This window comes from Acinetobacter sp. Ac8, assembly GCF_055392545.1.
Genome location: NZ_AP043689.1, coordinates 3,422,735 through 3,435,425, shown reverse-complemented (window position 1 = coordinate 3,435,425; position 12,691 = coordinate 3,422,735). Strand labels below are relative to the sequence as shown.

The 12,691-nt window shown below is 37.5% G+C and carries 15 protein-coding genes; 6 read left to right on the top strand and 9 right to left on the bottom strand.

Annotated features, from left to right (window positions below):
- Window positions 1-3: 3 nt before the first annotated feature.
- Window positions 4-681, bottom strand: coding sequence for an endonuclease III (gene nth / locus ACZ5QH_RS16410; RefSeq protein WP_303576289.1), 678 nt, complete (start codon window positions 679-681; stop codon window positions 4-6).
- Window positions 678-1,481, bottom strand: coding sequence for an RnfABCDGE type electron transport complex subunit B (locus tag ACZ5QH_RS16405; protein WP_004823183.1), 804 nt, complete (start codon window positions 1,479-1,481; stop codon window positions 678-680). The genes nth and ACZ5QH_RS16405 overlap by 4 nt, the downstream gene beginning before the upstream one ends.
- Before the next feature lie 345 nt (window positions 1,482-1,826).
- Between ACZ5QH_RS16405 and gdhA the strand changes: the two genes are divergently transcribed.
- A complete protein-coding gene (gdhA, locus tag ACZ5QH_RS16400; RefSeq protein WP_004823182.1) occupies window positions 1,827-3,170 on the top strand; it encodes an NADP-specific glutamate dehydrogenase in 1,344 nt (447 codons plus the stop codon).
- 80 nt (window positions 3,171-3,250) lie between these two features.
- Here the strand turns inward: gdhA and ACZ5QH_RS16395 are convergent, their stop codons facing one another.
- The 4 genes from ACZ5QH_RS16395 to rlmH all read right to left on the bottom strand — a co-directional run bounded on the left by ACZ5QH_RS16395 (window position 3,251) and on the right by rlmH (window position 6,266).
- Window positions 3,251-3,667 (bottom strand): DUF4377 domain-containing protein, encoded by a 417-nt coding sequence (locus ACZ5QH_RS16395; RefSeq protein ID WP_004823181.1) that lies wholly within the window; start codon window positions 3,665-3,667, stop codon window positions 3,251-3,253.
- A gap of 276 nt (window positions 3,668-3,943) precedes the next feature.
- Window positions 3,944-4,714 carry an META and DUF4377 domain-containing protein gene (locus ACZ5QH_RS16390; RefSeq protein WP_004717248.1) on the bottom strand — a complete coding sequence of 257 codons (771 nt, stop codon included), beginning with the start codon at window positions 4,712-4,714 and terminating at the stop codon, window positions 3,944-3,946.
- Window positions 4,715-4,880: 166 nt separating this feature from the next.
- A complete protein-coding gene (locus ACZ5QH_RS16385; RefSeq protein ID WP_303576288.1) occupies window positions 4,881-5,657 on the bottom strand; it encodes a dioxygenase family protein in 777 nt (258 codons plus the stop codon).
- Window positions 5,658-5,783: 126 nt separating this feature from the next.
- Window positions 5,784-6,266, bottom strand: a complete 483-nt coding sequence (gene rlmH / locus ACZ5QH_RS16380; RefSeq protein ID WP_004717243.1) for a 23S rRNA (pseudouridine(1915)-N(3))-methyltransferase RlmH — start codon at window positions 6,264-6,266, stop codon at window positions 5,784-5,786.
- A gap of 139 nt (window positions 6,267-6,405) precedes the next feature.
- On the opposite strand from rlmH, the gene ACZ5QH_RS16375 reads away from it, so the two are divergent.
- The 3 genes from ACZ5QH_RS16375 (at window position 6,406) to ACZ5QH_RS16365 (ending at window position 8,946) form a co-directional block, all read left to right on the top strand.
- A complete protein-coding gene (locus tag ACZ5QH_RS16375; RefSeq protein ID WP_303576287.1) occupies window positions 6,406-7,365 on the top strand; it encodes a M28 family peptidase in 960 nt (319 codons plus the stop codon).
- An 80-nt stretch (window positions 7,366-7,445) separates the two neighbouring features.
- The gene (locus ACZ5QH_RS16370; protein WP_162242547.1) at window positions 7,446-8,345 is read left to right on the top strand and encodes a tyrosine recombinase XerC; all 900 of its coding nucleotides are present in this window, start codon (window positions 7,446-7,448) and stop codon (window positions 8,343-8,345) included.
- A gap of 229 nt (window positions 8,346-8,574) precedes the next feature.
- Window positions 8,575-8,946: a hypothetical protein gene (locus tag ACZ5QH_RS16365; protein WP_004717237.1), complete on the top strand. Its 372-nt coding sequence runs from the start codon at window positions 8,575-8,577 to the stop codon at window positions 8,944-8,946.
- 7 nt (window positions 8,947-8,953) lie between these two features.
- Here ACZ5QH_RS16365 and ACZ5QH_RS16360 read toward each other — a convergent pair whose 3' ends face one another.
- The 3 genes from ACZ5QH_RS16360 to ACZ5QH_RS16350 all read right to left on the bottom strand — a co-directional run bounded on the left by ACZ5QH_RS16360 (window position 8,954) and on the right by ACZ5QH_RS16350 (window position 10,726).
- On the bottom strand, window positions 8,954-9,499 hold the full coding sequence (locus ACZ5QH_RS16360; protein ID WP_303576286.1) for a GNAT family N-acetyltransferase: 546 nt from the start codon (window positions 9,497-9,499) through the stop codon (window positions 8,954-8,956).
- A 153-nt stretch (window positions 9,500-9,652) separates the two neighbouring features.
- Window positions 9,653-10,207 (bottom strand): GNAT family N-acetyltransferase, encoded by a 555-nt coding sequence (locus ACZ5QH_RS16355; protein ID WP_303576285.1) that lies wholly within the window; start codon window positions 10,205-10,207, stop codon window positions 9,653-9,655.
- A gap of 24 nt (window positions 10,208-10,231) precedes the next feature.
- Window positions 10,232-10,726 carry an Lrp/AsnC family transcriptional regulator gene (locus tag ACZ5QH_RS16350; RefSeq protein ID WP_004717233.1) on the bottom strand — a complete coding sequence of 165 codons (495 nt, stop codon included), beginning with the start codon at window positions 10,724-10,726 and terminating at the stop codon, window positions 10,232-10,234.
- A 116-nt stretch (window positions 10,727-10,842) separates the two neighbouring features.
- Here ACZ5QH_RS16350 and ACZ5QH_RS16345 point away from each other — a divergent pair, with 116 nt between their 5' ends.
- Both ACZ5QH_RS16345 and ACZ5QH_RS16340 read left to right on the top strand, forming a co-directional pair.
- The gene (locus tag ACZ5QH_RS16345) at window positions 10,843-11,448 is read left to right on the top strand and encodes a LysE family translocator (protein ID WP_303576284.1); all 606 of its coding nucleotides are present in this window, start codon (window positions 10,843-10,845) and stop codon (window positions 11,446-11,448) included.
- A 483-nt stretch (window positions 11,449-11,931) separates the two neighbouring features.
- Window positions 11,932-12,684: an electron transfer flavoprotein subunit beta/FixA family protein gene (locus ACZ5QH_RS16340; protein ID WP_004823176.1), complete on the top strand. Its 753-nt coding sequence runs from the start codon at window positions 11,932-11,934 to the stop codon at window positions 12,682-12,684.
- Window positions 12,685-12,691: the final 7 nt, after the last annotated feature.

Sequence of the window (12,691 nt, the reverse complement as noted above, 5' to 3'; positions counted from 1 at the left end):
TCGCTACTTTGTTTTGACTTCGCGTGCAGCGCCAAACTCATATTTATCAGGCCAATTACAAACATCTGACACAATACATTCATTGCATTTGGGTTTACGTGCAATACAGCAGTAGCGGCCATGTAAAATTAACCAATGATGCGAGTCTATAATAAATTCTTTTGGAATCACTTTAATTAAACGATGTTCGACCTCAAGCACGTTTTTACCTACTGCCAGTCCAGTGCGATTGCCAAGACGGAAGATATGCGTATCTACAGCCATTGTAGGCTGACCAAAGGCGGTATTCAGTACAACATTGGCAGTCTTACGACCTACGCCGGGTAAGGCTTCTAAATCAGCACGATTGTCTGGAACTTGGCTATTGTGCTTCTCAATCAGAATTTTACAGGCTTTAATCACATTTTCAGCTTTGGCATTATATAAACCGATGGTTTTAATATATTGCTTTAAACCATCTACACCCAATGCATAAATCTGTTCAGGAGTATTGGCGACAGGGAATAACTTATCAGTGGCTTTGTTGACACTTACATCTGTGGCTTGAGCCGATAAGGTAACGGCGATAAGCAACTCAAATGGGTTTGAGTAATTGAGTTCTGTTTTAGGATTTGGGCGTTGCTCACGTAATCGTTCAAAGAAAATCTGAATCTGCTTTTTGGTCATATTCTTTACAGTCATGATGCATCCTCTTGCAAAACAGATAACTGTTGAATCAATTCATTTAATTGATGTTGCTTATTTTCATCTGCTCGAACACTTAATTGTTTCTCTAGTTTTTTAATTTGAGTCCGTAGCTTAGCCAATTCAATGGTGGTTTTCGCATCTGTAACAATTGGATTTTTTATTGTGGGTTGGTTGATTTCAATGGTAGGTAAAGCCTGACTTTGCTGTGTTATTTGTGCAAAGAGTTCAGTGTCAATTTCTGCACGAACCACAGGACCTTTACGATGGATGCGTTGCTTTTCTTCACGTTGAATATGTGCATAGTAACGACCACGTAAGTCATTTTGTTCTAAGAGACGTTGTTCGTCATTTGGAATTGGCTGAATGTCTTCAACTAAATCAATGCAATCTACTGGACAGGGAGCAATGCATAGTTCACAGCCAGTGCATAGATCTGTAAGTACGGTATGCATCAGTTTACCAGAACCAATAATGGCATCTACAGGGCAAGCACTGATGCATTTGGTACAACCAATACATTCATCTTCACGAATAATGGCTTTCATGCGTTGTGGACGGCCATCGCTTTGAATTGGCCAGACACTTGGTTCAGCAATGAGTTTATTACGATTGAGTATATCAGCAAGCGCATCTGCAACAGGTTGCCCACCTGGCACACATTTATTGGCTTCTTCGCCTTTTTCTACAATAGATTTTGCATAAGGTAGACACCCATCACGGTGACCACAGAGTCCACATTGTGTTTGTGGCAAAATGGCATCTATTTGCTGAATGAAGGAAAGCGATGAATTCATGTGAATAAAACTTTAAAGAAAAATGAACAAATGCTTGGTAAAAGCGAAGAATATTTTGCAATTTTAGCATGTTTTGTAGTGAAAATCTTTGCTCTAATTTGGCGCTAAAAATGCGCTAATTTAGATCAAAATATCGAATATTTTTTGGTTAAAAACGCCAACAAATTGACATTTTATTTGGGGTTGATTAGAAATTATCATATTGAATTTAAATATTATTTGAAAAAACATTTGAAAAAAGGTTGTGGATTATATACAAAAGGGATTAAATACTTTGCGCCAAAATTTATCATTTTATTAAAAGGGTTGACCTTTTTTGTATCATTTTCTGCTGAGGAATGAGCGTTGAAATATAATAGCCTGAATGACTTTTTAAATTACGTTAAAGCACGTGATCCAAATCAACCAGAGTTTTTACAAGCTGTGGAAGAAGTTATGACCAGTTTGTGGCCATTTATTGAGAAAAACCCAGAATATGCTGAGCACGGTTTGCTTGAACGTCTTGTTGAGCCAGAACGAGCGATTCAATTCCGTGTTTCATGGGTAGATGACAAGGGTCAAACTCAAGTTAACCGTGCTTTTCGTGTTCAATATAATTCTGCTATTGGTCCATTTAAAGGCGGCATGCGGTTTCATCCATCTGTAAATCTTTCTATTTTAAAATTTTTAGGTTTTGAGCAAACGTTTAAAAATGCCTTGACCACACTGCCTATGGGCGGTGGTAAAGGTGGTTCTGATTTCGATCCGAAAGGCAAGTCAGACGGCGAGATCATGCGTTTTTGCCAAGCATTAATCATCGAACTTTACCGTCATCTTGGTTCTAATACAGATATTCCAGCAGGGGATATTGGTGTGGGGGGCCGTGAAGTGGGTTACATGGCGGGTATGATGAAAAAGCTCAGTAATGACACTTCATGTGTATTTACGGGTAAAGGTTCATCATTCGGTGGTTCTTTGGCTCGCCCAGAAGCAACAGGTTTTGGTACAGTTTATTTTGCTGAAGAAATGCTAAAAACTCGTGGTGAAAGCTTCAAAGATAAAATTGTGGTGATTTCAGGTTCGGGCAATGTGGCGCAGTTTGCTGCAGAAAAAGCCATGTACTTAGGTGCGAAAGTGGTTTCATTGTCTGACTCAAACGGTACAGTACATGTAAAAAATGGCTTTACTAATGAGCTTCTTGCTGAAGTGATGGAACTTAAAAACGTAAAACGTGGACGTATTTCTGAGTTTGCTTCAAAACACGGTTTTGAATATTTAGAAGGTCAACGCCCTTGGTCAATTCAGTGTGATATTGCATTGCCATGCGCAACTCAAAATGAATTAAATGAAGAAGATGCAGATGTACTGCTTGCCAATGGTGTAATCTGTGTTGCTGAAGGTGCCAATATGCCTTCAACACTAGAAGCTGTAGAAAAATTTGTAGAAGCAAAAATCCTTTATGCACCAGGTAAAGCATCAAATGCAGGTGGTGTTGCCACTTCTGGTCTTGAAATGTCACAAAATTCGATTCGTTTGGGGTGGACATTTGAAGAAGTGGATGAGCGCCTACATGCAATTATGAAAGAAATTCATCGTAACTGTGTGAAATACGGTACTCAAGCTGATGGCACAGTGAACTATGTAAATGGTGCAAATATTGCTGGTTTTGTTAAAGTTGCCGATGCAATGTTAGCGCAAGGTGTGTTCTAATTTTAGTTTGATTTTGAACTTAAAACCGATGCTTTTGCATCGGTTTTTTTATCTGAGTAATTTGAAAAACAGCGACAAGCTTATTTGCTCGGAATGGTTTCAACAATTGAGTCGAGTTCATATTGGTATTGAGACTGATCAGCTGCAGGATTGGCAATTTCTGTGCGTTTGACCTTAATAATTTGAGTAGACTTTGAATTATGGGTAAAGCCGTCAATAGAGTCATAAAAATAACTCGCTTCTTTCTCAGTATAATTCTTTTGACCAGTTTCGCTTAATGTTAATTCACGGACTAAAAGACAGGTTTGTGGTGCAACACCAGTACAAGGTCGAGTTTCAGGACTGACCTCTAAAAAAATAATTTGTGGTTGAGTTGCTGTATTTGAAACTTGGGTCTCTATAGATGCAGGCGTTGGAACTTTTTGAGTTGTGGATTCTTGGCTACATGCCATGACGAGCAACGGTAAGAGTAGTGCAATGCTTAATTTGTGATTCATGATTTTACCTTTATCGATCTTGCTGTATTAAAAAATGAGCTTTGCTGCAATCACTATGGATTGTTAAGTTTCTATTATTGAATGTATATATTCACTGCTTTTTTTAATTATTATGCAGTGTTGAATGTTCTGCATCGATTAAAATTGAGGCGCAAACCTTAAGATAGAAATATTTTGATTATCTGGCTGAAAAAACATAAAACTGATTTAAATCTAGGTGTTTATAAATAGTTAAACAAAGAAAAGCTGAAGTTCAACTTCAGCTTTTCTATACAATTATTTTACAGTTTCACGTTCGATAATCATGTCTTGTACATAAGCGTATTTAGACTGATCAGCAGCAGGGTTTTTAATCTCATAACGTTTTACACGAACCACTTGGCGCTCAGCAGGGCTATGAGTAAAGCCTTCGATTTGGTCATAGAAATATGTCCAATCTTTATCTACTTGGGTTTTTACACCATTGTCAGCATATTTGATTTCGCGTACTTGTAAACACTGCATTTTTCTTACACCAGCAGAACATTCTTTAGTTTCTGGGCTGATTTCTAAGAAAATTGTTTCACCTTGGCTTTGGTATTTAGTTTCAGGTGTCATTTTACCTGTAAATACAACTTTACCACCTGTCGCGTTTACCAAAGTAAGCGTTGGGCTTTCAGTGTTTGCTGTATCGAGTACAAATGCTGTTTTATTTGATTGGAACAATGCCGCAGCAAAACTTTCTTGTTTCATTAATTCAGGAGAACACATCATATTGGTTGATGCGATATTGCCAGTAACCAATAAACCGTTTTCAACTTTTGCACTGGTCATTAGTCGGTTACAGCCAGTCGCAACACTTAGACGTTGGTCTGCAAAATTAAGTACGATAGGTTGTTTGGTATCTGCTGGTTGATAAGACCATTGATAAGCATTTAATGTTTGCTCTGCATTACCTTGTTGTTGTAATACTTTCACAGCGGTATCACCCAATTTTTGAATATCGCCAGATTGGCAAGCCGCTAGGGCTAAAGGAAGTACAGCTAATGCTAAATATTTGAATTTCATATTCTATTCACGTTTTAAAAAACTATGCATAGGATAAACCATGAAACACTAAAAGATATGGATACAATTTATTAATTCGGTTTCAATATGTATCCATATAACTAAAAGTTAAACAATAATTAACAAATTGTTATCATTTCTGCTGAATTGTGATCAATCAGCTTATTTAGTCAAAACGATAAATATCCATACCTAGCGCACCCATTGAAAAACTACTGTGCACAATACTAAAGCGATGGCCTGTACCCATGGCGAAAAAAAGAGGCGCAAAGTGCTCAAGTGTTGGGTGATTTTTCTGTAGATAAGGAATGCTATCCCATTCCAATACAGCATCATAATTACTATGGTTGAGTTTGCTCACCACATAATTTCTAAATGTAGATGCCCATTCAGGAACGTTCTCATCTTTGCCGTTCCATGACAATTCTCTTAAATTGTGAGTGATACTGCCTGAACCAATCAATAAAATTTGTTTTTCACGGAGTGGGGCAAGTGCTTGACCAATTTGGTAGATTTGATCAGCATGCATATTCATCGGTAAAGAAATTTCAATGACTGGAATATCCGCCTCAGGATACATATGTAATAAAGGCATCCATACACCATGATCACGAGGTCGAGTACTATTTGCATGTGCAGGGAGGTGAGCTTCAGCCAAGAGATGTAGAATTTCTTCCGCCAATTCAGGATTTCCTGGTGCGGGATAGCGAATCTCATACAGCGCTTGAGGAAAACCACGAAAGTCATGCCATGTTTCAGGGCGTACACCTGTATTGACTTCTAAAGCCTCACTTTCCCAGTGGGCGGACATCACCATGATGGCTTGTGGTTTTGGCAAATTTAGACCAAGACGATGTAGTGCAGGACCGACTTGTTCAGGATCTAGCGCAAGCATGGGAGAGCCATGTGAAATGAATAAACCTGGGAGTGTTTGTAAGTTCATATCTTTGTGCCTAAATGATCATTAAATACAGCGTGAATTGCCCATTCTAGCTAAAATGCATGCTCTCAATAAGCCTTTTATTTCAACAGACTGTTTCAACAATGCAACTTTTGCCCAATTATATGACTAGCCAGCACGATGATACGGATGATTATGGTTAATACTCATCGCACGATAAAGTTGTTCAATCAGCATAACCCGAACCAATGGATGGGGCAGAGTTAGTTTTGACAGTGACCAGTGCCAAGCAGCAGCTTTTCGCACAGCTTCAGAATGCCCATCTGGTCCGCCAATGGCCAGTGCAACATCATAACCTTCAAGCATCCAACCTTTCATGGTTTCAGCCAGCTTTTCAGTACTAAATTCACGTCCGCCTACTTCAAGTGCAATCAATACTTCATTGTGTTTCAGTTGGCTGAGAATACTATCACCCTCAATTTGGCGATATTTTAAAATATCTGCTTCTGAATCATTTTTGCCACGCTTTGCCATCGGAAGTTCAATAATTTGCGTCTGTACAAAAGGTTGGATTCTTTTGAAGTAATCCTCAAAACCAGTTAATACCCAAGCAGGCATTTTTTGACCAATGGTCAGAATACGGATTTTCATATTAACAATTTCTAACGTGGTAATTGCATCATTATAGCGCGATATTGGTTATTCTCAGGCGTACAACAAGAACTGAATGTCTAATTGCTGTTTTTTTAAATTATAGCCATACCAACACGCTTTTTAATTGGATTTATACATGCAAATAGCTTATCCAAATTTTTTAAATTTAAACTATCTTTTCATTATATTGATCAGTTGTGGGCTTTCAACAGGGAGTGTCGCTGCAGAACAACGCTATGATCAGCAAGCTGAACCTGATCGTTTAAACAGTTATTTACAACAAGTGATTCACCCACAAGCGTTTCGAAATTATCAAAATATTCAAGAGCTCGATCGAGTTGCGGCATTCATTAAACAACAACTTGAACAGTTTGCGATTCCTTGTGAATACCAGCCTTATCAAGTCAAAGGCAAAACCTATCGAAATGTAATCTGTCACTTACAAATGGGTCATGCCAAAAAAGTGATTGTTGGTGCACATTATGATGTTTATGGGAATTTCAAAGGTGCTGATGATAATGCTTCTGGTGTGGTGGGGCTGATTGAGATTGCGCGAATTTTAGCAGCCAATAAGGCCAGTCTTAAACAGAATGTTGATTTTGTCTTTTATACATTGGAAGAACCTCCGTATTTCCGTACTGAACATATGGGGAGTTATATCCATGCACAATCCATTTTAAAACAAAAAGATCAAATTCAAGCGGTGTATATTTTGGAAATGATTGGATATTTTGACCATAAAAATGTTCAGGATTATCCATCGGGATTAGCTTTGTTTTATCCCAAACATGGAAATTTTATTGGCGCAGTGAGTAATTTCACTTCACGTGGTTTGGGCGAAAAATATTGTGATGCCATGAAAGCGTTAAAACGCCTTGATTGTCAAAGATTGATAGCGCCATCATTTGTACAAGGCGTGGATTTCTCAGATCATTTGAATTATTGGCGCTTCGATATCCCTGCTATTATGATCACAGATACGGCTTTTTTTAGAAATAAGCATTATCATACCCAAGAGGATACTGTTGAAAAACTCAATTTAAATAAGATGGCGGAAGTCATCAATGGTGTGGTGTATACAGTTTTACAAGACTGATATTTTTCAATCTGGTTATATCATTTGCTATTTTGATCAAAGGAGAGCTTATGCAATACGGTGCAATGCAATTGCTCTCGATGTGGATTAAGGATCGGAAAATACAGAATCAATCGGTACATACCTTAGATGCTTATTTTCGAGATGTATCCAACTTTATTGATTTTTGCTATGACAAGCAGATCGAGTTAAAACAAGTCGAAGCTGCTGATTTAAGAGAGTATGTAGCTTATCGTGTCGAAAAAGATCAGCTTTCGACCAGTAGTTTACAACGGCATTTAACTTCAATTCGTCAGTTTATGAAGTGGGCCAAACAAGGTGGTTATTTAGAAATCAATGCAGCGGATGATTTTCAGATAAAGCGGCAAGCTCGACCATTACCAGGGATGATTGATATTGAAACAGTCAATCAAATTATGGATCAGCCCGAACCTGAAAAGCCAATAGAAAAGCAGTTGTGGTTACGAGATAAGGCTATTTTGGAATTGCTCTATTCGAGTGGCTTACGATTGGCAGAAGTGCAAAGTTTAACCATACGAGATATTGATTTTACCCGTCATTTATTGCGTATCACGGGTAAGGGGAATAAAACTCGAATTGTACCTTTCGGCTCTAAAGCGAGAGAGAGTCTGATTGAATGGTTAAAAATCTATCGAATCTGGCAGGGGGAGTTTAGCCCTGAATCTTTGGTATTTATTACTCAACGCGGCACAAGTATTAGCCCACGTCAGATTGAAAATCGAGTCAAATACCAAGCACTACGTGCAGGGGTAAATGTTGATTTACACCCACATTTATTGCGTCACTGCTTTGCCAGCCATATGTTATCCAATAGTGGAGATCTGCGTGCAGTGCAAGAAATGCTAGGACATAGCAATTTAACCACAACACAGATTTATACCCACGTCGATTTTGATCATCTGGCACAAGTCTATGATCAAGCGCATCCAAGAGCTGCTGCATCAAAAATAAAAAATTAATTTTGAATATAAGGCTTTATTAAGCGTTGATCTTTGTATTTTGTAGCGAATAGACCTGTTGAGAAGTACTGTTGTTTTTTTAATAAAATGCACAGTGCTTAAACACATTTAGCACAGAAAAAAGTCGAATAGATAATTGTTTTTAAAAATGCTCTCATGTATATCTAGGTTTGGTATTTATTCAATACATTTCTATTGATTCAATTTTGCAAAAAAATTAGGTCTTTCAATGATCCCTGAACTTGAACAAAAATATAAGCAACTGACTGACGCTCAAAAAGAAATTTTTAAGGGCTATGGCTTACGTCAAATTAAACATTTTGTAGAATTCAGCCTCCCCAAAATTGAGGCAACCTTACCGCAAGAAGGAAAAGTATTGGGTATCAATGCTGAGGGTAAAGTTCAAGCTGTAAATACCGCAACCAATCAGACCTATTTATGGATATCAGACCAACAATGGCAAGCGGCACAAACAGTGTCTAATCATATTGATTTAAAAGAAGACTTTATTGAGATTTGGCAAGTGCTGGAGCTCAAAAATCAAGATTTGATTGATTTAAGCCATATTCATCGTGATTTTTTAGCAAGCATGGCGAAATAATGCAAAACTAAAATTGAAAATCTTGTTTTTGAATTCGATAGAGCTTCTCTTCATGTAGTGGATGGTGCTCATCAAAATCAGGATGCAGAAAGTCATGAGAAAAGCTCATTCCAATTTTTTTCATGACATTTTGCGAAGCAAGATTATGTTTAGATGTAAATGCAACAATCTCTTGAAAATTCAGTTCTTCAAATGCAAATCTTAAACAAGCTTGAGCTGCCTCAGTTGCATAGCCTTTATTCCAAAATTTTGGATCAAGCCGCCAGCCAATTTCTATACATGGTGAAAATTCAAATTTTGAGGGTTGTTGATGTAGTCCCACACACCCAATAAACTCTTGGTTTTCAATCAATTCAACGGCCCAAAGTCCCCAGCCTTTGATTTCGATTAAATATTTAATCTGATTTGCCAGTTCGTCACTTTGCTCACGATTTAAAATTTTGGGGAAAAATTGCATCACTTCAGGGTTTGCTGTGATTTTTGCAAATGCATCGTAATCAGAAGCTTGCCATTGTCGAAGTAAAAGACGATCTGTACATAATTCATAAATCATTTTTATTAAACATCCTGATCAAAGCACTGCTTAGATAGAAAAGAGCGATAATTGTTAACGCATTGCCTCAGTCATATTTGGTTCGATATGCAGATCTTTGTTTTACGATATAAAATTTTGCATCGCCCAAGATAACCCGCATATTGACCAGCGTTACAGCTTTGGATTTTGTATACGATAAAGTACATGTTCAGCCAAAGCATGGTTTTTGTCTAAAGCGGGATGCATAAAGTTTTCAACATAATCCATACCAAGTCGTTGCATCACTTTTTCCGAAGCTTGATTCAGTATAGATGTGAAAGAAACAACTTGTTCTAAAGCTAATTTTTCAAATGCAAATGCCAAACATTGCTGAGCTGCTTCTGTTGCATAGCCCTGATGCCAATATTGTTGTGCAAATCGCCAACCAATTTCAACACAAGGAGAGAAAGCATATCTTTCCGCTTGATTGGCTAGACCCACAAAACCGATAAATTGCTGATTTTCTTTTAACTCAACCACCCAAAATCCCCAACCATATTTGGTAATTGAGTCTTGAAATCGATGTGCCAAAAGGTCACTTTCATTTTTTGACAAGGTCGCTGGAAAATACCGCATAACGTCTGGATCAGCATTTAAATCTGCAAAAGCTTCAAAATCAGGAGCTTGCCATTGTCTAAGCATAAGTCTAGGCGTTTCTAATTGAACGGGGGGATTAAATGTTTTCATATTCACCAAATACGTATTTTTGAATTACAGATCTTCAAGAGGTAGCTGAAAGCTTTGTTTAATAATTTGACTTGGGACATCCGTTTTTACACTGGTAATACCATTCTTTTTGGTCAAATGTGTCGACTGAAATTTACGATAGCTTTCTAAATCAGGGACCACCACTTTTAACATCGCATCACATTCACCCAGAATAATATAACACTCCATGACCTGAGGCAGTTCTTTCATTGCTTCAATAAAGGTATCAATGGTTTCAGCATCTTGCCCTAACAACCAGATTCTTGAGAATAGCATCAATTGAAAGCCAATTTTTTGTGGATCCACCACTGTTGTATAGTTTTGGATAACTTTGGCTTCTTCTAAGAGTCGAACTCGTCTTAGGCATGATGAAGGCGAGAGCCCAATCTCACGAGCCAGATCATTATTTTGGATTCGACCATTGGCTTGTAAAGCACGAATGATATTTTTATCAATACGGTCTAGCTTGATTAGAATAGTCTTAGATGAAATTTTCATAAATTAGAATTTAATTTGAAAAATAATCATCATTATAGAATATTTGAAATCCTATTTTAAGCATTTTAAAAGATACTGTTTTCTTCTCGCAGTCAAACTTCATAAAGGGAAAAGAGATGTCTGTATTTGTACTTTTTGCCTTAACGGTACTTCCGTTAATTTTCACACCAGGACCAGATATGTTATTTATCCTGTCACAAGTGATAGGTAAAGATGCGAAAGCAGGCATGATGGCGACAATCGGTATTTGTTCTGGCTATCTGGTTCATTCGATTTTGGTTGCGCTTGGCATTGCCGCAATTATTGTTTCATTCCCAGTATTGTTTGAGACGATTCGATATTTGGGGATCGCCTATTTATTGTATTTAGCATTTCATTTGATTAAATCAGTATTTAGCCAAAAGACATTACGTATTGAGCAGAAAGCAGTTTCAAATCCTATTCGCAAAGGCTTTGTTACGGCATTGTTGAATCCAAAAGGCATGTTGATCTATTTTGCGATTTTGCCACAATTCATCGATAAATCAGGTAACATCGTGTTTCAAGGCTTAGCCTTGTCAGCAATTTTTATTGCTTTGATATTCTTGGTGTATTGTGGTTTGAGCCTTTTGATTGCTCAATTGACCAAAGAGCAGCACATCAATGAACGTAAGCAAAAATGGATTGATGGTGGTTCAGGAGCTTTGTTGACCATTGCAGCCGCATGGTTATTGGCAAATTAATCCAAGCAGAAACAAACGGGTGATTCTGAAAAGAAGCCCGTTTTTGCATATTTAGTATTTTGTTACAAGTTTAATGCCAAAAAGTTCACAAATTTAATCAATAAACATACTTAGAAAAATTGCTGAATCTGTCTAAAATGACAGAGTGTAGCAGTATCGATGAAAGACTAGTGTCATCCCTTTGATTGATTGATAATTTATCTTAATTCTTTTGATTATTTATACAGAATCAATACAAATAATGTTATTTATCAATATATAAATATTGTCGAAATAGTAGCCTTACGTGTCTAAGTTAAATTATTTAGAAAAAATGTGAACTGTACGTTCAAGCTTTTTTATGACTTTTTACAGTAGTTTTGCGAATTGTGACTTGACCGAAATGCCAATCACATTGCAAGATAGGACACCTAAATAATTTTAAATGAAGCGTTATTATAACTCTTCTTAACATTTACTTTTGCTAAAACAGCCGAGGATTACATGAAGGCTCTTGTTGCTGTAAAACGTGTGGTTGATGCCAACGTTAAAGTTCGCGTTAAACCGGACAATAGTGGGGTAGACCTTACTAACGTTAAAATGTCAATTAACCCATTCGATGAAATCGCAGTTGAAGAAGCGGTTCGCTTAAAAGAAAAAGGAACAGTTTCAGAAATCGTTGTTGTTTCTATTGGACCAAAAGAAGCGCAAGAACAAATTCGTTCTGCTATGGCGCTTGGTGCAGACCGCGGTATTTTAGTTGAGGCTGATGACAGTCAACTTGGCGCTTTAGAAGTTGCTAAAATCCTAAAAGCTGTTGTTGAACAAGAACAACCGCAACTTGTGCTTTTAGGTAAGCAAGCAATTGATGACGACTCTAACCAAGTTGGTCAGATGTTGGGTGCTTTACTTGGCGCTGGTCAAGGTACATTTGCTTCTGTAGTAACAGTAAATGGCGATAAAGTTCAAGTAACTCGTGAAGTTGATGGTGGTTTACAAACTGTTGAGTTAAATACTCCAGCGATCATCACTACTGACTTACGTTTGAATGAGCCACGTTATGCTGCGCTTCCAAACATTATGAAAGCACGTAAAAAGCCACTTGATACGAAAACTCCTGCAGATTTCGGAGTTACAGCAACTTCTAAACTTAAAACAGTTAAAGTTGAACCACCTGCAGAGCGTAAAGCTGGTGTACAAGTGAAGTCTGTAGACGAGCTTGTTGAAAAACTTAAAAATGAAGCGAAAGTGATCTAATACAGAA

What these genes read in the sequence shown, in the direction of transcription:
- ACZ5QH_RS16350 (WP_004717233.1), bottom strand. Translation starts at nt 10,726, where the DNA reads ATGAAAATTTCATCTAAGACTATTCTAATCAAGCTAGACCGTATTGAT.
- ACZ5QH_RS16370 (WP_162242547.1), top strand. Translation starts at nt 7,446, where the DNA reads ATGTGGATTAAGGATCGGAAAATACAGAATCAATCGGTACATACCTTA.
- ACZ5QH_RS16395 (WP_004823181.1), bottom strand. Translation starts at nt 3,667, where the DNA reads ATGAATCACAAATTAAGCATTGCACTACTCTTACCGTTGCTCGTCATG.
- nth (WP_303576289.1), bottom strand. Translation starts at nt 681, where the DNA reads ATGACTGTAAAGAATATGACCAAAAAGCAGATTCAGATTTTCTTTGAA.
- ACZ5QH_RS16360 (WP_303576286.1), bottom strand. Translation starts at nt 9,499, where the DNA reads ATGATTTATGAATTATGTACAGATCGTCTTTTACTTCGACAATGGCAA.
- ACZ5QH_RS16375 (WP_303576287.1), top strand. Translation starts at nt 6,406, where the DNA reads ATGCAAATAGCTTATCCAAATTTTTTAAATTTAAACTATCTTTTCATT.
- ACZ5QH_RS16340 (WP_004823176.1), top strand. Translation starts at nt 11,932, where the DNA reads ATGAAGGCTCTTGTTGCTGTAAAACGTGTGGTTGATGCCAACGTTAAA.
- ACZ5QH_RS16405 (WP_004823183.1), bottom strand. Translation starts at nt 1,481, where the DNA reads ATGAATTCATCGCTTTCCTTCATTCAGCAAATAGATGCCATTTTGCCA.
- ACZ5QH_RS16390 (WP_004717248.1), bottom strand. Translation starts at nt 4,714, where the DNA reads ATGAAATTCAAATATTTAGCATTAGCTGTACTTCCTTTAGCCCTAGCG.
- rlmH (WP_004717243.1), bottom strand. Translation starts at nt 6,266, where the DNA reads ATGAAAATCCGTATTCTGACCATTGGTCAAAAAATGCCTGCTTGGGTA.
- ACZ5QH_RS16345 (WP_303576284.1), top strand. Translation starts at nt 10,843, where the DNA reads ATGTCTGTATTTGTACTTTTTGCCTTAACGGTACTTCCGTTAATTTTC.
- ACZ5QH_RS16355 (WP_303576285.1), bottom strand. Translation starts at nt 10,207, where the DNA reads ATGAAAACATTTAATCCCCCCGTTCAATTAGAAACGCCTAGACTTATG.
- ACZ5QH_RS16365 (WP_004717237.1), top strand. Translation starts at nt 8,575, where the DNA reads ATGATCCCTGAACTTGAACAAAAATATAAGCAACTGACTGACGCTCAA.
- ACZ5QH_RS16385 (WP_303576288.1), bottom strand. Translation starts at nt 5,657, where the DNA reads ATGAACTTACAAACACTCCCAGGTTTATTCATTTCACATGGCTCTCCC.